Genomic DNA, 18,415 nt, shown 5'->3' with positions numbered 1-18,415 from the left:
ATAACTCAAGTAGATTATTTTATTGACAAGCGAGTGTCACATGGCTGACGTTTGCCGCTGGGAATGGCGAAGTTCGCCCTTCTGCAAGGAAGGCCGGCTGAGGATGAAGCGGGCCATTTGGAGGTTATCAATGCGCAATAAGGCAAAACTGGCCGGGCTCGCGGCTGGCATCAGCTTCCTGGCGCTGGGCTCGGCCCAGGCCGTGGAAATCGAATATTGGCAGTATGTTTTCGACACTCGCGTGCAGGCCATGGACCAACTGATCGAGAAGTTCGAAGCGGCCAATCCCGACATCACCGTCAAGCAGGTCACCTTCCCCTATGCCGACTATCAGACGCGCGTTGTCGCGGCCAAGGTCGCCGGGCAGGGCCCAGACGTGGTGCAGCTGTTCTATGGCTGGCTCGACAATTTCGTGAATGGCGAGCTGATCCAGCCGCTTGATCCGGCGGTGTTCCCGCCAGCTGAAATCGAAGCCGATTTCTTCCCGATCGTTTCGGCGATGAAGCGCGGCGACGCCTATTATGGCCTGCCGACCGCCGTGCGCTCGCTGGCTTTGTTCTACAACAAGGCGCTGTTCACCGAAGCCGGGCTCGATCCGGCCAATCCGCCGCAGAACCTGGTCGATTTCCTGGCGGCTGCCGAAGCCACCACCAAGCGCGATGGCGGCGGCAATATCACCAGCGCCGGTGTGACCCTCGACATGGCCGGGCAGGACCATCACTGGTGGCGCGAAGTGCTGATCCGCCAGAATGGCGGCGTGCCTTATGACGAAGCGGGCAATGTCGCCTATAATGACGCTGCCGGCGCCGCAGCGCTGAAATATTACACCGATCTGCAGACCGTCTCCAAGGTCGGCCAAGTCGGCTTCATGGATGAAGGTCAGGCCGCGTTCCGCGCGGGTCTTGCCGCCATGACCATCGATGGCACGTTCCGGCTCGGTGCCTTTGCCGACAATCCGTTCGAATGGGGCGTCACCGAATTGCCGGCCGATGCCAATGGCCTGCGCTCGAACTATTCGAGCTATTTTGCCAATGCCATCGGCTCGGGCGCCCAGGGCGAAGAACTGGCGGCTTCCCAGAAGTTCCTGGCCTACATCACCTCGCCCGAGGCCATGGAAATCTGGCTCAATGTGGTGGGTGAACTGCCGGCCCGCCGCGACGTCGCCCTGACCGAGGCCAATCTGGCCGACCCGATCCGCGCGCCGTTCCTCAAGGGTCTTGAATACGCACACACCACCAAGTTCTATGACGAAGCCGGGCAGCGCCAGGTCGCCATCGACATGGTCAATCGCGTGCTGCTCGAAGGCCAGTCCATCGAAGATTCGATTGCTGCGGCCGCCACGGCCGAGCAGGCGATCATCGACGCGGCCACCAAGTAGGAAGCGACGACATGACGTCGGACACCATCACGGGGGAGGCGGCCCGCGGCCGCCTCTGGGACCGTTTCAGCATCAAGACGAAGCGGGTCATCTGGGCCTGGACATTTCTGGCCCTGCCGATCCTGTTCTATGCGGGCATAAGGTTCTATCCGACGCTGCAGGCGTTCTGGTTATCCCTGACCGATTGGGACCTGCTGCGCCCGGCCAATTTCATCGGCCTGGCCAACTACCAGAAAATGTTTGCCGATCCCGTGTTCTGGAAGGTTTTCCAGAACACCTTTCTCTACCTGCTGATCGGCACGCCGCTCAGCCTGGTCCTGTCCTTCGTGATCGCCTTCTATCTCGATCGCGTCCGCTTCATGCACGGCTTTATCCGAGCGCTGTATTTTTTGCCTTTCCTCACCACGGCGGCGGCCATGGGCTGGGTATGGCGCTGGTTCTATCAGCCGGTGCCCATCGGGGTGATCAATGGCATGTTGGGTTCGCTCGGCATCGCCCAGCAACCGTTCCTGCGCTCGACCGTGCAGGCGCTGCCCACCGTGCTGGTGCCCGCCATCTGGGCCGGGCTTGGCTTTCAGATCATCATCTTCATGGCCGGCCTGCGCGCCATTCCCTCGACCTTTTACGAGGCGGCGCGGATTGATGGGCTGGGCGAATGGGCCATCCTGCGCAAGATCACCATTCCGCTGCTCAAGCCCACCACAGTGTTCCTCGTGGTGTTCTCCTCCATCGGCTTCCTGCGCATTTTCGACCAGGTCTACAACATGACCACCAATGATCCGGGCGGGCCGCTCAACGCGACCAAGCCGCTGGTGCTCATGATCTATCAGACCGCGTTTTCATCCTACCAGATGGGCTATGCCGCGGCCCAAACGGTGGTGCTGTTCTCCATCCTGCTCGCCGTCTCGCTGCTGCAGCTCTGGATCATGAGGGAAAAGAAATGACCGCCATGCCCTCGACCGAGCTGCGTGCCAACCGACTTGATATTCGCCCCGGCCGGATCATCGCCTGGACCATCCTGCTGATCGGCGGGCTGATCATGGTCACCCCGCTGCTGTTCATGTTCTCGACCTCGCTCAAGACGGCGGGGCAGGTCTATGACCTGCGCCTGATCCCGGCGGCGCCTACCTTCGACAATTATCTCAAGGTGCTGGGCGATGGGCGCTTCATGCGGTGGTTCTTCAACTCCACCTTCATCGCGCTGACCGTCACCGTGTCCAACGTGTTCTTCGATAGCCTGGTCGGTTACACGCTGGCCAAATTCGAGTTCCGCGGCCGCTATTTCATCTTCCTGGCCATTCTCTCGACGCTGATGATCCCCACCGAAATGCTGGTGATCCCCTGGTATCTGATGAGCAGCCAGCTCGGTTGGCTCGACACCTATTGGGGCATCATGTTCCCCGGCATGATGACGGCCTTCGGCACCTTCCTGATGAAGCAGTTCTTTGAAACCGTGCCTAATGACTTCCTGGAAGCCGCGCGGGTTGATGGGCTCAACGAATTCACCATCTGGTGGAAGATCGCCATGCCCATGGTGGTCCCGGCCATTTCGGCACTCGCCATTTTCACCTTCCTCGGCAATTGGACGGCCTTTTTCTGGCCGCTGATCGTGACCACGTCCAAGGAACTCTACACGCTGCCGGTGGGTCTCTCGAGCTTTGCCGTCGAGCAATCCATCAAGTGGGAAATGATCATGACCGGCGCGGCGCTGGCCACTATTCCCACGCTGCTGGTGTTCCTCGTGCTGCAACGCTTCATCGTGCGCGGCGTCATGCTTGCCGGGCTCAAGGGGTAGATCATGACCGATCCAAGATTGACCGATAGCTCGGTTTTCCCCGATCCCGTCTATAAGGAAACCGTGCTGCGCCCGCTGTTCGATGGCGCCAAGAACCACCATGTCGCGGCCTTCCGCGCCGTCGACCGCGCCCATCTGGTGATGCTGGCCGAAACCGGCATTCTGAATGCCGATCAGGCCGGCAAGATCGCCGGCGCGCTCGAGGCCATCGATGCCGAGGTGGACCCCACGACGCTGGTCTATACCGGGGAGGTCGAGGACTTCTTCTTCCTCATCGAAAAGGAACTCAAAAAGCGCCTCGGCCCCGATCTGGCCGGGCGCTTGCATACGGCGCGGTCGCGCAACGATATCGACCACACCCTGTTCAAGCTGGGGCTCAAGGCGCGGCTCGATGTGCTGATCGGCAAGGCGCTGGCCTTGCACGAGGCGCTGGTGGCGGCTGCCGAACGGGAAAAGGCTACGCTGATCGTTGCCTATACCCACGGCCAGCCGGCGCAGCCGACCACGTTCGGGCATTACCTGTCGGCGGTGATCGAGGTGCTGGCGCGCGATATCGACCGGCTGTTCGAAGCCTACGGGATTGTCGACCTGTCGCCCATGGGCGCGGCCGCTATTACCACGTCGGGCTTTGCCACTGACCGGGCGCGCGTTGCCGAACTGCTGGGCTTTGCTGCGCCGCTGCAGAACTCCTATAGCTGCATCGCGGCGGTGGACTACATCACCGCGACCTATGGTGCGCTTGAGCTGATGTTCCTGCATCTGGGGCGGCCGATCCAGGATTTGCAATTCTGGACCAGCTTCGAGGTCGGGCAGATCTACGTGCCCAATGCGCTGGTGCAGATCTCCTCCATCATGCCGCAAAAGCGCAATCCGGTGCCGATCGAGCATCTGCGCCATCTGGCGAGCCAGACCTTCGGGCGGGCGCGGGCCATGCTCGACATCATGCACAACACGCCGTTCACCGACATGAACGACAGCGAAGGCGAAACCCAATCCATGGGCTATCAGGCCTTTGACAGCGCCGAGCGGGTGCTCGACCTGCTGGCGGCTTTGGTCGCCCAGATCAAGGTCGATCCGGCGCGGGTGGCCAACAACATCCGGCGCTCCTGCATCACCATTACCGAGCTGGCCGATAGCTTGGTGCGCCGCGAAGGCCTGTCATTCCGGGAAGGCCATGAAATCGCCGCCGCAGTGGCGCGGGCCGTGGTGGCCATGGAAGGCGATCTGGTCAGCGACGGCTATGCGCCCTTCCTGGCGGCTTTTGAAAAAGCCACCGGCCGCAAGACCACGATCGACGCAGCGACCTTCGCCGAACTGGTGTCGCCCGAATATTTCGTTGCCGTGCGCACCCGCTTCGGGGGCCCGGCGCCCGCCCCGCTCGAAGCGGCCATTGCCGGTTACCAGACGCGCGGCAGGGAATTTGCCGCTCGCCTTCACACACTTATGCAGCGCGAAGCCGCAGCTGCGCAGCAGCTCAAACAGCGTTTCGACGCATTGAAGGGAAATGCCTGATGGCCAAGATCGAACTTCAGGGACTGGTCAAGGAATATGCCAAGACGCGCGCCGTCCATGGCATCAACCTCACCATTGAAGATGGCGAATTCGTCGTCTTTGTCGGCCCTTCCGGCTGCGGCAAATCCACCACTTTGCGCATGATCGCGGGGCTGGAAGACATTTCCGGCGGCAATCTGCTGATCGGCGACGAAGTGGTGAACCAGCGCGAACCCAAGCAGCGCAATATCGCCATGGTGTTCCAGAACTACGCCATCTATCCGCATATGACCGTGGGCCAGAATATCGGCTTCGGGCTCTACACCTCCAAGCTCCCCAAGGCGGAAAAGCAGCGGCTGATCGAGGAAGCCGCCAAGGTACTGGGCCTCGAAAAGCTGCTCGACCGGCGTCCTGCGGCTCTTTCGGGCGGCCAGCGCCAGCGCGTCGCCATCGGCCGCGCCATGGTGCGCGAACCGGCGGCCTTCCTGTTCGACGAACCGCTCTCCAATCTCGACGCGCAACTGCGCGCCCAGATGCGGCTTGAGATCAAGCGGCTGCATCATCGGCTCGGCACCACCATCGTCTATGTGACGCATGACCAGATCGAGGCCATGACCATGGCCGACAAGATCGTCGTGATGCGCGATGGCCATATCCTGCAGGTCGGCACGCCCACAGACCTCTATGAGCATCCGGTCGATATCTTCACCGCCCGCTTTATCGGCAGCCCCTCGATGAACCTGGTCTCCGGCACGCTCAGCGCCGGTGGCCTCGCCATCGAGGGCACCAAATGGGATGGCGGCAAGCTCGACTTCCCCGATGCGCCGATCAAGATTGGCGTGCGCCCGCACGATCTGATCGTGGGCACTGACGGGCCAGGGTTGACGCTATCGGGCGAGGTGGTCGCTGTGGAGCCGCTGGGGTCGGAAACGCTGGTGCATCTGGCGGTTGGCGGGGAAACCGTGATCGCCACTGCGCCCGGCCGCGTCGTGCCCAAGGTTGGTTCCACGCTGGCGGCACGGGCCGAGCCGGGCTCGCTCTACCTGTTCGATGCGGCAACAGAGCGGGCGCTGGGCCGGGCATGACTTCGACACAATCGCGCGGCCAGGCCATGCTGAGCCTGGGCCGCATTTATTGCGACATGGTGTTCAACGGATTGGACGCCATGCCCGAACTCGGGCGCGAACTGTTCGCCCGGGATTTTACCATCACGCCCGGCGGCGGCGCCCTGATCACGGCCGCGCATGCCGTGGCGCTGGGCCGCTCAACCGTGCTGCTGGCCCGCTTCGGCACCGATGCGGTGTCGAACGCGCTGGAGGGGCAGATCGATGCTTTGGGCATCGATTTGCGGTTTCTCGACCGGCATCCATCGGCGGGACCGCAGGTGACCGTGGTTATGGTGCAGCAGGAAGAACGCGCATTCCTCTCGCGGCGGGCGGGGCATGCTCTGCCGGCCACGTTTGATCAGGCGCTGGACTGGAATGAGGCGGGGCATCTGCACATTGCCGAATATGCCACGTTGCATGAAATCCCCACGGCTGTCGCAGCGGCCAAGACGCGTGGGCTGACGGTGTCGCTCGATCCGAGCTGGGATGCCGAGCTGATCAAGGACCCGATGTTTTTCGAGCGCGCGGCCGGGGTCGATGTGTTCCTGCCCAATCTGGAAGAGGCGCGGGCGCTGACGCATTGCGAGGCGCCGGAGGAGGCACTGGCGCGGCTGGCGCGGCATTTCCCGGTGGTGGCGCTCAAATGCGGTGGCGATGGTGCGATCCTGGCAATGGGTGGGCAGGTCATCCAGCGCTCTACGCCAGCGGTCGAGGTGGTGGATACGACGGGCGCCGGCGACGCGTTCAATGCCGGGTTCTTGCATGCCTGGCTGGATGGCGCGGCGATGGATGTGTGCCTGGCTGCAGCGATTGAGGCAGGGTCGCGATCGGTGCAGGCGACGGGTGGGACCGGGAGCCTGGGGACGGCGCATCACGTGGCTTGAGGGGGGCACATATTCCCAACCTCCACGGTGTCATTCCCGCGAAAGCGGGAACCTCCGTTTCCTTCCCTTGCATCCAAAACAGAGGTTCCCGCTTTCGCGGGAATGACACTGTGGTGAGGAGCGCGAGGGAGGATTTCTGGGGTCTTTAATCCGGCAGTCTATACCGTGAACCAGCACATCCATTGTCCTTCCAATACCGCGCCACCGGCACAAAACTGCCCCGGGCCAGCATCTGCACCTGCGCGGTATAGGCCATGGCCTGACATTCATCGGTGCCGGTCACCACGTGCACCATTTCGTGCAGGATCGTGGTTTCGCGCAGCAGGTCGGCGCCCGGCGTGAAGAATTGCGGGCAGAGGAACATATGCGCGGCGTCGCTATTGGCGACCCCAGCCACATAGGCGGCGAATTTGGCGCAGGAGCCTTTTTCGCTGTCCTCGATGACGAAGATCACGTCACGCGCGCTGCCGGTTCGCGCCGAATGAAATCGCCGCGCCTTGAGCGCATCGCCATAGGCTGACGTATCGACGCCCATCATGGTCGCGCCCAACTGGGGCAGGGCGCGCTCGAAGGTGTGGGTTGCATCGGCAATGGCCTGGTCCAGCAGATCGGCCTGTTGCGCCTGAACCGGCAGGGCAAAGAGCGCCACGACAAGAGCGGCCAGCAAACGCATCACCATAACAAGACCTTCGCAAGTGCGAGGGCTTGTAGCGCGGATCAGGGGCCGGCGGGAAGGGCGGGGCTTGTCAGGAATGTTTGACCGGGTTGAGCTGGCGCCAGGCCTCGTATTCCTCGCGCGCATCGGCATGGAGCGGATAATAGCGCTGTAGCGGCGCGCCTTCCATCAGCTTCATGCGGGAGAAATCTTCCCATTCGTGATGCTCGGCCGATTTGGCGATCACCTCGGCCGCCAGCGCCACCGGCAGCACGACGGCGCCATCGTCATCGGCCACGATGATATCACCGGGAATGACGGTGACCCCGCCACAGGCGATCGGCACATTGACGGCAAAGGGCATCAACCCGGTCTGGGTGTGGAAATTGGGCGTCCAGCCGCGCACCCACAGCGGCAGGTCGAGCTTTTTGAGATTGGGGTAATCGCGGAGGCACCCGTCAATGATCATCCCGGCGCCGCCGCGGCCCTTGAAATAGGTGCTCATCATGTCGCCGAACACGCCGGCCGTCATGTCGCCGCGCGCATCGACCACGACGATGTCGCCTTCCTCGACGTGGTAGAGGACATGACGGTGGAGCTGCTTTTCGGGGTCGGCATATTCGCCATCGCCGTAGAGGTCCTCGCGCTTGGGCATGAATTGCAGGGTCAGCGCCGGGCCGACGATCGATTTGCCCGGATTGGAGCTGACCGGCCCCTGAATATGCGGGTTACGAATGCCCATATGGCCCAGCGTACCGGCGACCGTGGCCGAGCCGATATCCTTGAGCGCCGCGATAATGTCCTTGGATGGGCGGGTAATGCCGGGTGTGTGCGTCATGAAAATCTCCTCTGCCTCTACGGCCAATCAATATTCAGTTTGAACGGCGCTTGGTGAGCCGCGATATGCCTCCCTCCCCCTTGAGGGGAGGGATTGAGGGTGGGGGTGTCGGACTATCCACCAACATGGAGTTTGCGAAGGGTACGACACCCCCACCCTAGCCCTCCCCTCAAGGGGGAGGGGACTGGATCGGGGCTCCCCCGGTCCACGAAACGCCACTTCATCTTGCGCCTACCAATTGGTGACTGATCCGTCGGTGCGTCGCAGATGCGGAGCTTCCCAGAATTTGAAGCTTTGTTTTTTGACCAGCTCCTCATCGACCTCGACGCCCAGCCCAGGCGCGTCGGTGACGTCGTAGACCGCGCCATTGAGGCGGGGCTGGCTGGTGAAAATGCCGGCATCATCGAAGCCGTGATAGAGCTCGCCCGGCGAGGCCCGGGTTTCGAGCCAGGCGAAATTGGCGACCGCCGCGGAGAAGTGGATGGTGGCTGCCGTGCAGATCGGGCCGAGCGGATTGTGCGGCATCATGTCGACATAATGCGCCTCGCTCCAGCCGGCGACCTTCATCGCCTCGGTCAGGCCGCCGACATTGCACACATCGATCCGGTTGAACTGGTGGATGTCGCGTTCGATATAGGGCAGGAACTGCCATTTGCTGGCGAATTCCTCGCCAATGGCGAAGGGCACGTCGGTCATTTTTCGCAGCGCTTCATAGGCTTCGGGCGTTTCGTCGCGGATCGGTTCTTCAAGGAAATCGAGGGTCCCGGAGGGCATTTTCTGGCAATAGCTGGCGGCTTCGGCCACCGACAGGCGATGGTGGTAATCGACGCCCAGCACCACTTCCTCGCCCAGCGCCTCGCGGGCCTTGATGCACCATTTGGCGGTCTCGGCGATGGATTGGCGCGGCTCGTAGATATTCTTGCTGCCGTGGTCGGCGGGGAACAGGCGGAGGGCGTTCCAGCCCAGCGCCATCAGCTCCTGGGCTTGCTCGATCATTTCGGGGCCACATGGCCCTTTGGTGGTGGCGAAGGTGGGGATGCGGTCGCGTTGCTTGCCACCCAGCAATTGATAGACCGGCACGCCCAGCGCCTTGCCCTTGATGTCATGCAGGGCGATGTCGATGGCCGAAATCGCGGCGGTCAGCACGCGGCCGCCCTCGAAATACTGGCTGCGATACATTTCCTGCCACAACGCGCCAATCGCCATCGGATCGCGCCCGATGAGGAATTCGCGATAATGCTCGATGGCGCCAACCACCGCCTTTTCGCGGCCGGACAGGCCGCTCTCGCCCCAGCCGTAAATGCCCTCGTCGGTCTCCACCTTGACGATGAGCTGGTTTCGAATGCCGACCCAGGTGGGGTAGGGGATGATGGCGGTGATTTTCATCAATGATACTCAGGCGGCCTGGAGGGCCATGGTACTTGCCCCGTCGAACAGGTGCATGCGGTCCTGGTCGAATTCGACCCAGACCTTTTCGTCGGGGGCGATGAGGACGGAGGGATCGAGGCTGATATTGACCACCGCGCCGCTGATGAAGACCTGCGCGAAGGTGACATCGCCGGTGGGCTCCACCGTATAGACCTTGCCCGGCACCGCGCCGGGCGCCGCTGCTTTGTGCAGCTTGAGCGTCGAGTGCCGCGCGCCCAGCACCACCTTGCCATTGCTGGAGGCATTGGCTTTGCGGGCATTGAACGCCGACAGCGGCAGCTCCCAGCCCTCCTCGGGGCTGCGCAGCGACGCCTCTGTGCCCTTACTGACCACCTCGAGCGGGATCAGGCTCATGGCGGGGCTGCCGACAAAGCTGGCGACGAAGGTGTTGACCGGATGGGCAAACACATTGGCCGGGCTGTCATATTGCTGCAGCAGGCCGCCATTCATCACCGCCATCTTGTCGGCCATGGTGACCGCTTCGAGCTGGTCATGGGTGACGTAGACCACGGTTGCGTTGAGGTTGTGATGGAAACGCTTGATCTCGCTGCGCATCTGCACGCGCAGCTTGGCGTCCAGATTGGACAGCGGTTCATCCATCAGGAATACGGCGGGATCGCGCACCAGCGCGCGGCCGAGGGCGACGCGCTGCTGCTGGCCGCCGGACAGCTCGCGCGGCTTGCGTTCGAGCAGGTGGGTGATGTCGAGGAGCTTGGCTGCGTCCTGCACCTTGCGGTCGATTTCCGCCTTGGGCAGCTTGCGCATCTGCAGGGGGAAGGCGAGGTTTTTGTAGACCGACTTCTGCGGGTAGAGCGCGTAGTTCTGGAACACCATGGCGATGTCGCGATCCTTGGGATCGAGATCGTTGACCACGCGGTCGCCAATGGAAATGTCGCCGCCACTCATGGGCAAGAGGCCCGCGATCAGGTTGAGCGTCGTGGTCTTGCCGCAGCCGGACGGACCCACCAGGGCGACGAATTCGCCGTCGTTGACGGTGAAACTGACATCGTTGACGGCATACAGGCTGCCGTAAGTCTTCATGACGTGCTCGAGGACAATCCCGGCCATCTTCGGCTCCTAATGTTTGACGGCGCCTTCGGTGAGGGCACGCACGAAGTATTTTTGCAGGACGAGGAACAGCACGACGACGGGCACGCTCATGATGAAGGTGGCCGCCATCAGGCCGGGCCAGTCGGTCGCATTCTCCGAAAAGAAGCGCTGGATGCCGACCGGCAGCGTCATCTGCGACTGCTTGGTGAGGAAGGTGTAGGCGTAGATGTATTCGTTCCACGCCCCGATGAAGCTATAGATCGAGGTGGCGATGATGCCCGGCGTCGAGAGCGGCATGACGATGAAGATGAAGGCCTGGAACCGCGTGGCGCCGTCGATGCGGGCCGCCTGTTCGAGCTGGATCGGGATATTGTCGTAAAAACCCTTGAGCAGCCAGATCGCCAGCGGCAGGCCGAAGGTCAGATAGGTCAGGATCAGCGAGCCGTGCGTATTTACCAGCCCCAGCGCCTTCATCAGGATGAAGAGCGGCACGAGGAACACCACGGCGGGGAACATGTTGCGCAGCAGCACCGCGAAGAACAGGAAGTTGCGCCCGGGGAAGCGGAAGCGCGAGAACGCGTAGGCCGCCGGCACCGCCACCACCACCGCCAGGATCGTGGTGATGGTCGAAACCCAGAGGCTGTTCCAGAAATAGTGCAGGAAGTCCTGCCCGATGCGGCCTGATGGATCGAGCAGCCGCGTATAGTTTTCCAGCGTCGGCTCGGCCGGCCACCATTGCGGTGGATATTGCATCGCCGCAAAGCCAGTCTTGAGCGAGGTGATGATCATCCAGATCATCGGCATCACGGTGAAGCCCAGCACTAGCACCAGGAATAGCCGCCCGCTCCAGCGCCACCAGTCGACGCTGCGCCGCCGCACGGCGCTTTCGGTCATCGCGGTCATGCGCCAGCCCTCTTGTCATCGCCGCGGGTGAGGGCGCGGACATAGAAATAGCCCAGCACCATCATGATCAGGAACAGCAGCACCGCATAGGCCGCGCCAACCCCCCAGTTCTGGCGCAGGAAGGCCAGCTCGTAGATGTGGGTGATCCAGATCTGCGTCGAGCCCACCGGCCCGCCACCGGTCATGATGAAGGGGATGATGAACGAGTTGAAATTCTGCACCACCAACAGCAACACCGTCACGGTCGAGACGCCCTGCAATTGCGGGAAGGTCACGTGCCAGAACCGCTGCCAGGCCGTGGCGCCATCCACCTGCGCCGCCCGCAACAGGGATTCGGGCACGGTTTGCAGCCCGGCCATCAGCATGATCATGGCGAAGGAGAACTCCTTCCACACATTGACGACGATCAGGGCGTAGAGCGATGTGGTGGAGTTATCGATGAAATTGACCGGGCCCTTGGTCAGCCCAACAGCGTTGAGCAGTGCGCCGATGGCGCCGAAATCGGAATGGTAGAGCCACTTCCACACATAGGAGGCGGCCACTGCGCTGACCACCCAGGGGATCAGCAGGAGCCCGCGCAGCAGTGCCCGGCCGATGAAGGCCCGATGCAGCGCCAGGGCGGCGCCCAGCCCGATCATGAACGAGAACAGCGTCGACAGCACGGTCCAGATGATGGTCTGCCAGGTGACCTTCCAGAAGATCGCGCTGTTGAGGACCGTCGCGTAGTTATCGAAGCCGGTGAAGGTCTTGTCGGCCAGCGACAGGCTGGCTGGGGTTTTATAGAAGCTGAGTTCGATCGTGTAGTAGACCGGATAGGCGATCACGATCAGCATCACCAGCAGCGCTGGCGCAACATAGAGGTAGTCGAAGCGGCTGGTGTACATGCGCTGGCCGAGATTGGCCCGCTTGGGCGCCTGGCCAGGAACATCCCGGAAGATCGCTTGTCCCTGTACGTTGCTCACCGTGGCACCACCCTTTGACTATGAATAGAAAGACCGGCGACGAGTGGCCGCCGGCCCGAGATTTGCCGAGAGGCAGGTCAGATGCCGCCGCCACCACCACCGATAATGGTCTCGATCTTCTTGGCGGCGTCTTCAGTCGCCTGATCGACCGTCATGTTGCCGGTGAGGGCGTTTTGCAGCATGTCCGGAACCACGATGTTCATGATCTCGGGCGATTCCGGCAGGACCGGGAACGGGATGCCGTTGGGCAGCATCGAGGTGGTGACGTCGAGGAACTTGATGGTATCCAGGCGCTCCTTCATGGCGGAGGTCAGGAAACCATTGATGTTGCCGGGATTGGAGCCGACCCAGGCCAGCTTGGTCGACCATTCCGGGCTGTCCCACATGCAGATCAGCGCCTTGACGGCCTGCTCGTCCACCTTGCCGCCATCGACGAATTCCGGCTTGACCACGTGGATGTTGGAGCCGCCGAACACGACGGCGCGCTTGCCGTCGGGTCCCGTCGGCATCAGGCCATAGCGCATGTTTTCGACCACGGCGTCTGCCGTGGCCTTATCGGCGCCGGTAGCCTTGCTGGCGAGATCCAGCATCTTGGCGTATTCGGCCGGATGGGCGATCATCATGCCGAGTTGGCCGGCGATGAACGGCGCCTGGTTTTCGGCCTGGGTATTGGTGAGGGCCGAAACCGGCACCGACTTGTCGACGGCGTACATCTGGTACGCAGCCTGCAAGGCGGCCTTGGAGCCGGCATTGTTGATCTCGACCGTCTTGTAGGTCGGGTTGGCGGTGGCTTCGTCGAGGGAGCCGCCACCATAGGCCCAAAGCTGGGGCATGAAACGGAACGGCGTATTGCCGGCATTCTGCTTGGCTACGAGGCCATAGCCGGAAATGCCCAGCTTGTCGTGGATCTGCTTGGAATAGGCGACCACGTCGTCCCAGGTTGCCGGTGCCTTTTCCGGGTCGAGCCCAGCGTCCTTGAACACCTTGGCGTTCCAGATGAAGGCCATGGTCTCGTTATTGGTGGGCAGGCCGTAAAGCGTGTTGTCGTAGGTCACCGACTTGAGCGCGCCGGGCCAGAAATCGGCGACGGTGAAGCCGTAGTCTTCCGGCTTGACCGGGTTCAGATAGCCCTTGGCGGCAAATTCGACGCCGCCGAGAATCTGCAGGCGGATGACCATTGGGGCCGAATTGCCGAGCAGGGCCGTGCGGAACTTGTCGAGCAGTTCGTTATAGGTGATCGACTGAACGTCGGTCTTGATGTTGGGGTAGGCGGCGTGGAACGCGTCCCAGAACGCCTTGTCCTGTTCGTGCGCGATCTGCGGATCGGCTTCGAACGGGCCGGTATACCAGTAGCTGACATTGCCGGCATAATCGTTGGGCACGACCGCGCCGCAATCCTTGGCGGCGTCGAAGTCCTTGGTGCCCGCGATCGACTTCACGTAGTCCGGCGACCATTGGCTCAGATCGACGCTCTGCGCATAAACGGTGCTCGACATCAGCGACGCCGTGGTCAGCGCCGCCATGGCATAGCCAAGCAGCCGCCGACGATCAGGCGAGCCCTGCGAATTCGTCATCAAAAAGTCCTCCTCGTAGTCGGAAGACCGTTCAGCCCCCTCGGCCGAACCTGGGCTTCCTCGCAGCTTCAGCTGCGCCTCCTTAGTCATTGGGGCGCGCTAAAAAACGTTGCCGTTTCGCTGCTCCACCCCTTGGGGCCGGCTTTTGCCGTGTCTCCCACGCTGGACAGTTCCAGACTGCTACTTGTCTGTCAATAATGTTTGGATCGTACATTATTTTTGAGTTTTAATGTGCAAAACCCCTTGGCTTGTGTGCTGACTGCCCATAAACAAGGCAATTATGGATACTCAGCCTGCCGCCACGATTGATGTCGAACCCGTGCCAGCTTCGATCTACGAGCTGATCCGGGAGGACATTATTTCGGGCAAGATCGGGCCCAATGAACGCCTCAAGGTCGCCGATCTGGCCAAGCGCTACGGCACCTCGACCAACCCCATTCGTGAGGCGCTGCAGCAATTGCGTGGCGAGGATTTCGTCATCATGGAGCCCCATCGCGGGGCGCGGGTCCGCCCGATCGACGAGAATTTCGTGCGCGACATTATCGAGATCGCCGCGCTGATCGAACCGGCGCTGACCCGCTGGTTCGTCGGCATCGCCACCGAGGCCGATATCGCCCAGCTCGAGGAGATTCAGGCCGAGATCGAAGCGCTCAATTTCAGCGACCCCAACCGGCACGGCCAGCTCGATACCCGGTTCCACGAGGTCATCTATGACCGGCACTACAATCGCCACGCTGCCGATTTGTGGTGGCGCCATCGCGAAGTGCTGCGCGCCATCAGCCGGCGCTTTCCGACCTCGCTCAGCCGCCGCGTCGCCGTGCTGCGCGAGCATCACGAACTGATCGAGGCCATCCGCGCCCAGGATGCCGATCGGGCCGCCGCGGTCATTGCTGCCCATGTCGAGGGGTCGGGCCGGCACATTATCGAGCATATGCGCCTTGCCCGCGCCACCGGAGCCCGCAAGCCGCTGACATAAAAACAAAATTTTTCTGAGGAGGGGAATTGATGACGACCACTTTGGAGGCCGCCGACAGCATTGAGAATAATGTCCGCACCAGCTCGCGGCCCAGCGATTTGCGCATTACCGATCTGCGCGTAGCCGAAATTGTCGGCGCGCCGTTCACCTCCGCGCTGCTCAAGATTTATACCAATCAGGGCATTGTCGGCCTGGGCGAAGTGCGCGATGGCGCCAGCGCCACCTACGCGCTGATGCTCAAGAGCCGGCTGATCGGCGAAAATCCCTGCGATATCGATCGCCTGTTCCGCCGCATCAAGCAATTCGGCGGCCATGGCAGGCAGGGCGGGGGCGTTTCGGCGGTGGAAATCGCGCTGTGGGACCTCGCGGGCAAGGCCTATGGCGTGCCGATCTACCAGATGCTGGGAGGCCGTTTCCGCGAGAAAGTGCGTATCTATTGCGATACCGACGCCGACAAGCCCAGCGGCACCGAAACCGGCAAGCGGCTCAAAGAGCGTATGGATCTGGGGTTCACCTTCCTCAAGATGGATCTGGGCCTGATGCAGATCGCCGATATTCCCGGCGCGGTCGTCGCGCCATCCGGCTCGCTCGAAGGGTATCGGGTCCATCCCGGCCGCGGCCCGGTCAAGACCATGGAGGACCGGCGGGCGCGCAATGCGGTCTACGACATTCACAATGTCCGCCACCCGTTTAGCGGCCTGCATTTCACCGACAAGGGCATCGACCTGCTCGAGCAATATATCCACGAAGTCCGCGAGGTCATCGGTTACGAAGTGCCGCTCGCCATCGACCATGTCGGCCATATCTCGCTGCAAAACGGCATCCGCCTGGCGCGGCGGATCGAGAAATACGTGCCGGCATGGCTGGAGGACGTGATCCCCTGGCAATATGCCGACCAATATCGGCAGCTGCAGGAAGCCACCACCGTGCCGATCTGCACGGGCGAGGATATCTACCTCAAGGAAGGCTTCGAGCCGCTGCTCAAATCGGGCATCTCGGTCATCCATCCCGACGTGCTGACCTCGGGCGGCATCTACGAGACCAAGAAAATCGGCGATGCGGCGCAGGAGCATGGCATTGCCATGGCCATCCACATGGCCGAAAGCCCCATCGCCGCCATGGCCGCCGCCCATGTTGCGGTCGCCACGGAAAACTTCATGGCGCTCGAATATCACACGGTCGACGTGCCCTGGTGGGACGATATCGTCACCGGCCTGCCCAAGCCGCTGGTCAAGAACGGCTTCATCACCGTGCCCGACAAGCCGGGCCTGGGCATTGACGATGTGGTCGACGAGGTCATCAGCCAGCACCTGCAGGAGGGTGTCAAAGGCATCTGGCAGAGCACCGAGCAATGGGATGACGAATATTCCTGGGATCGCACCTGGAGCTGATTGCATTGGCGGTCAGGCCGCCCCAACCTGACGCCCTCCCCATAAGGGGGAGGGAGCCTGATCCAGACCCCGCTGAACCCGCAGTCGTCTCCCTCCCCTCCGATGGGGAGGGATCAAGGGTGGGGTGGGGCCAAGTACACAGAACGGACGTTCGATGATCTACGAGCTGAGAATCTACGAGTGCCTGCCCAACCGCCTGCCGGCGCTGCTCAAGCGCTTTGGCGACCACACGCTCAAGCTGTGGGACAAACACGGCATCCGCCAGGCGGGATTCTTCACCACCGCCGTGGGCGAAAGCAGCAATCGGCTGACCTATTTCGTCGCCTGGGAATCCCTCGCCGAGCGCGAAACCAAGTGGAAGGCCTTCGTCACCGATCCGGAATGGCACAAGGTTCGCGACGATTCCGAGCGCGATGGGCCCATCCTCGCCAATATCTCCAGCCAGTTCCTGACGCCCACCGCCTTCTCGTCCGTGCAATAGGCATTTTCCATGAAAATCACCGATCTGCGCTGCGCTGTTATCGGCCGGCATCCCATCGTCCGCATCGTTACCGATGAGGGGCTCTATGGCCTGGGCGAGGTGGAATATACCAAGCCCTATCTCAAACCCTGGGTGCTGCATTTCCGCGAGGCGCTGATCGGTGAGGACCCCACCGATGTCGAGCGGGTGATGCTCAAAATCCGCCAGCGCGGCAGCTTCAAGCCCTACGGCGCTGCTGTCAGCGCTATCGAACATGCGCTGTGGGACATTGCCGGCAAGGCGGCCAATGTACCGGCCTACAAGCTGCTCGGCGGCAAGGTGCGCGACAAGGTGCGCGTCTATAATGGCTCGATCCGCCAGAAGCGCACGGGCGATAGGCCCGAGGATTATGCCGCCGACGTCAAATGGATGAAGGAGCGGCCCGAGAACTTCTTCATGGTCAAGCAGGGCATTGGCTTTCATTCCAACATGAAGCGCAATGTGGAGGACTTCCACTATGGCGTGAGCCAGCCGCCTGCCTATCACGGCGCCATGGACCAGGGGCAGATCAGCGAGCACGCCTTCAATCACATGCTCGATTGCGTCATCGCCATGAAGGAAGTGCTGGGCGACAAGGTCAGCCTGGCGCTCGATTGCGGCCCCGGCTGGTTCCTGCCCGACGCCATCCGCTTTGCTCAGGCGGTGGAAAAGTACAACCTGATGTGGCTCGAGGACATGCTGACCGGCGACTATGTCCCCTGGGTCAATCCGCAGGCCTATCGCGAGCTGACCACCTCGACCTCGACGCCCATCCATACCGGCGAGCAGATTTATCTCAGGCACAATTTCAAGGAACTGATCGAGACGCAGGCGGTGCGGGTCGTGGGGCCGGATCCGGCTGATATCGGGGGCATTGCCGAACTCAAATGGGTGGCCGAGCACGCCTATATGCACTCGATCATGATGGCCCCGCATGGCACGGCCAATGGGCTGCTGGGCCTGGGGGCGCTGATCAATGTGTGCGCCACGCTGCCGGCCAACTATATCGCGTTCGAATATCCCAGCGCATCCGATCCGTGGTGGGAAGATATCGTGACGGGGCTGCCGGCTGGCCGCATCGTCAATGATTCCATGGTTGATCTGCTGCCGGGACCGGGGCTGGGGCTCGATATCGATGCCAAGGCGGCCAAGCCGTATTTGATGGAAGAGGATGTGGGATTTTTTGATTAGGGGCTGGGGAGGAGGGCGCTTTTTAGCGGATACCCCCTCCTAACCTCCCCCTGATAGGGGGAGGGATATCTCCACTCTTGGGACTGGGCCGAGTCGCAAGCACCGGCCTGTTCCTCCCCCTATCAGGGGGAGGCTAGGTGGGGGCACTCCGGTCCATCCTACCTACCAAATCACCCCAAACACCCCGATCCATCGCACAGCTGTGCAATGTCATCGATCCGTCACCGCAACGCAGTCATTCCGTCAACCACCGGGGCTAGGAGTCGCGCCGCTTTCAACAGCGCAACCCATTCC

17 protein-coding genes are annotated in these 18,415 nt (G+C 62.0%); 10 read left to right on the top strand and 7 right to left on the bottom strand.

Features of this window, described 5'->3' with window-relative positions:
- The first annotated feature begins 130 nt into the window (after window positions 1–130).
- From N8A98_RS22785 to N8A98_RS22760, 6 genes are read left to right on the top strand one after another with little or no spacing between them, the layout of a single operon-like run.
- Window positions 131–1,378, top strand: coding sequence for an extracellular solute-binding protein (locus N8A98_RS22785; protein WP_113124023.1), 1,248 nt, complete (start codon window positions 131–133; stop codon window positions 1,376–1,378).
- An 11-nt stretch (window positions 1,379–1,389) separates the two neighbouring features.
- Window positions 1,390–2,322: a carbohydrate ABC transporter permease gene (locus N8A98_RS22780; protein ID WP_262168744.1), complete on the top strand. Its 933-nt coding sequence runs from the start codon at window positions 1,390–1,392 to the stop codon at window positions 2,320–2,322.
- A gap of 5 nt (window positions 2,323–2,327) precedes the next feature.
- Complete coding sequence (locus N8A98_RS22775) at window positions 2,328–3,173, top strand: carbohydrate ABC transporter permease (protein ID WP_262172119.1); 846 nt, start codon at window positions 2,328–2,330, stop codon at window positions 3,171–3,173.
- A gap of 3 nt (window positions 3,174–3,176) precedes the next feature.
- Window positions 3,177–4,685 carry an argininosuccinate lyase gene (gene argH, locus N8A98_RS22770; protein ID WP_262168742.1) on the top strand — a complete coding sequence of 503 codons (1,509 nt, stop codon included), beginning with the start codon at window positions 3,177–3,179 and terminating at the stop codon, window positions 4,683–4,685.
- Window positions 4,685–5,749, top strand: a complete 1,065-nt coding sequence (locus N8A98_RS22765; protein ID WP_262168740.1) for an ABC transporter ATP-binding protein — start codon at window positions 4,685–4,687, stop codon at window positions 5,747–5,749. Before argH ends, N8A98_RS22765 begins: the two co-directional genes overlap by 1 nt.
- Window positions 5,746–6,654: a carbohydrate kinase family protein gene (locus tag N8A98_RS22760; RefSeq protein WP_262168738.1), complete on the top strand. Its 909-nt coding sequence runs from the start codon at window positions 5,746–5,748 to the stop codon at window positions 6,652–6,654. Before N8A98_RS22765 ends, N8A98_RS22760 begins: the two co-directional genes overlap by 4 nt.
- Before the next feature lie 145 nt (window positions 6,655–6,799).
- Here N8A98_RS22760 and N8A98_RS22755 read toward each other — a convergent pair whose 3' ends face one another.
- From N8A98_RS22755 to N8A98_RS22725, 7 genes are all read right to left on the bottom strand, one after another.
- Window positions 6,800–7,333, bottom strand: coding sequence for a M35 family metalloendopeptidase (locus tag N8A98_RS22755; RefSeq protein ID WP_262168736.1), 534 nt, complete (start codon window positions 7,331–7,333; stop codon window positions 6,800–6,802).
- 67 nt (window positions 7,334–7,400) lie between these two features.
- Window positions 7,401–8,147 carry a ribonuclease activity regulator RraA gene (locus N8A98_RS22750; protein ID WP_262168734.1) on the bottom strand — a complete coding sequence of 249 codons (747 nt, stop codon included), beginning with the start codon at window positions 8,145–8,147 and terminating at the stop codon, window positions 7,401–7,403.
- Window positions 8,148–8,378: 231 nt separating this feature from the next.
- A complete protein-coding gene (locus tag N8A98_RS22745) occupies window positions 8,379–9,533 on the bottom strand; it encodes a mandelate racemase/muconate lactonizing enzyme family protein (protein ID WP_262168733.1) in 1,155 nt (384 codons plus the stop codon).
- A 9-nt stretch (window positions 9,534–9,542) separates the two neighbouring features.
- Window positions 9,543–10,643, bottom strand: a complete 1,101-nt coding sequence (locus tag N8A98_RS22740; RefSeq protein ID WP_262168732.1) for an ABC transporter ATP-binding protein — start codon at window positions 10,641–10,643, stop codon at window positions 9,543–9,545.
- A 9-nt stretch (window positions 10,644–10,652) separates the two neighbouring features.
- Window positions 10,653–11,528 carry a carbohydrate ABC transporter permease gene (locus tag N8A98_RS22735; RefSeq protein WP_262168730.1) on the bottom strand — a complete coding sequence of 292 codons (876 nt, stop codon included), beginning with the start codon at window positions 11,526–11,528 and terminating at the stop codon, window positions 10,653–10,655.
- Complete coding sequence (locus N8A98_RS22730; protein ID WP_262172118.1) at window positions 11,525–12,412, bottom strand: carbohydrate ABC transporter permease; 888 nt, start codon at window positions 12,410–12,412, stop codon at window positions 11,525–11,527. The genes N8A98_RS22735 and N8A98_RS22730 overlap by 4 nt, the downstream gene beginning before the upstream one ends.
- A gap of 155 nt (window positions 12,413–12,567) precedes the next feature.
- A complete protein-coding gene (locus N8A98_RS22725; protein WP_262172116.1) occupies window positions 12,568–14,013 on the bottom strand; it encodes an extracellular solute-binding protein in 1,446 nt (481 codons plus the stop codon).
- 331 nt (window positions 14,014–14,344) lie between these two features.
- Here N8A98_RS22725 and N8A98_RS22720 point away from each other — a divergent pair, with 331 nt between their 5' ends.
- The 4 genes from N8A98_RS22720 to N8A98_RS22705 all read left to right on the top strand — a co-directional run bounded on the left by N8A98_RS22720 (window position 14,345) and on the right by N8A98_RS22705 (window position 18,121).
- Window positions 14,345–15,040, top strand: coding sequence for a GntR family transcriptional regulator (locus N8A98_RS22720; protein ID WP_113124106.1), 696 nt, complete (start codon window positions 14,345–14,347; stop codon window positions 15,038–15,040).
- 29 nt (window positions 15,041–15,069) lie between these two features.
- Window positions 15,070–16,431, top strand: a complete 1,362-nt coding sequence (locus N8A98_RS22715; RefSeq protein ID WP_262168728.1) for a mandelate racemase/muconate lactonizing enzyme family protein — start codon at window positions 15,070–15,072, stop codon at window positions 16,429–16,431.
- A 154-nt stretch (window positions 16,432–16,585) separates the two neighbouring features.
- A complete protein-coding gene (locus tag N8A98_RS22710) occupies window positions 16,586–16,912 on the top strand; it encodes an NIPSNAP family protein (RefSeq protein ID WP_262168726.1) in 327 nt (108 codons plus the stop codon).
- Window positions 16,913–16,921: 9 nt separating this feature from the next.
- Window positions 16,922–18,121: a mandelate racemase/muconate lactonizing enzyme family protein gene (locus tag N8A98_RS22705; protein ID WP_262168725.1), complete on the top strand. Its 1,200-nt coding sequence runs from the start codon at window positions 16,922–16,924 to the stop codon at window positions 18,119–18,121.
- Window positions 18,122–18,415 lie beyond the last annotated feature (294 nt).

Source organism: Devosia neptuniae (assembly GCF_025452235.1).
GTDB lineage: Bacteria > Pseudomonadota > Alphaproteobacteria > Rhizobiales > Devosiaceae > Devosia.
The sequence above is the reverse complement of the archived record's forward strand: the minus strand, read 5'-3'. Positions and strand labels throughout refer to the sequence as shown.

Bases quoted from the DNA above. Each gene is read 5' to 3' on its own strand.
- N8A98_RS22785 (WP_113124023.1), top strand. From the start codon at position 131: ATGCGCAATAAGGCAAAACTGGCCGGGCTCGCGGCTGGCATCAGCTTC.
- N8A98_RS22780 (WP_262168744.1), top strand. From the start codon at position 1,390: ATGACGTCGGACACCATCACGGGGGAGGCGGCCCGCGGCCGCCTCTGG.
- N8A98_RS22775 (WP_262172119.1), top strand. From the start codon at position 2,328: ATGCCCTCGACCGAGCTGCGTGCCAACCGACTTGATATTCGCCCCGGC.
- argH (WP_262168742.1), top strand. From the start codon at position 3,177: ATGACCGATCCAAGATTGACCGATAGCTCGGTTTTCCCCGATCCCGTC.
- N8A98_RS22765 (WP_262168740.1), top strand. From the start codon at position 4,685: ATGGCCAAGATCGAACTTCAGGGACTGGTCAAGGAATATGCCAAGACG.
- N8A98_RS22760 (WP_262168738.1), top strand. From the start codon at position 5,746: ATGACTTCGACACAATCGCGCGGCCAGGCCATGCTGAGCCTGGGCCGC.
- N8A98_RS22755 (WP_262168736.1), bottom strand. From the start codon at position 7,333: ATGGTGATGCGTTTGCTGGCCGCTCTTGTCGTGGCGCTCTTTGCCCTG.
- N8A98_RS22750 (WP_262168734.1), bottom strand. From the start codon at position 8,147: ATGACGCACACACCCGGCATTACCCGCCCATCCAAGGACATTATCGCG.
- N8A98_RS22745 (WP_262168733.1), bottom strand. From the start codon at position 9,533: ATGAAAATCACCGCCATCATCCCCTACCCCACCTGGGTCGGCATTCGA.
- N8A98_RS22740 (WP_262168732.1), bottom strand. From the start codon at position 10,643: ATGGCCGGGATTGTCCTCGAGCACGTCATGAAGACTTACGGCAGCCTG.
- N8A98_RS22735 (WP_262168730.1), bottom strand. From the start codon at position 11,528: ATGACCGCGATGACCGAAAGCGCCGTGCGGCGGCGCAGCGTCGACTGG.
- N8A98_RS22730 (WP_262172118.1), bottom strand. From the start codon at position 12,412: ATGTACACCAGCCGCTTCGACTACCTCTATGTTGCGCCAGCGCTGCTG.
- N8A98_RS22725 (WP_262172116.1), bottom strand. From the start codon at position 14,013: ATGGCGGCGCTGACCACGGCGTCGCTGATGTCGAGCACCGTTTATGCG.
- N8A98_RS22720 (WP_113124106.1), top strand. From the start codon at position 14,345: ATGGATACTCAGCCTGCCGCCACGATTGATGTCGAACCCGTGCCAGCT.
- N8A98_RS22715 (WP_262168728.1), top strand. From the start codon at position 15,070: ATGACGACCACTTTGGAGGCCGCCGACAGCATTGAGAATAATGTCCGC.
- N8A98_RS22710 (WP_262168726.1), top strand. From the start codon at position 16,586: ATGATCTACGAGCTGAGAATCTACGAGTGCCTGCCCAACCGCCTGCCG.
- N8A98_RS22705 (WP_262168725.1), top strand. From the start codon at position 16,922: ATGAAAATCACCGATCTGCGCTGCGCTGTTATCGGCCGGCATCCCATC.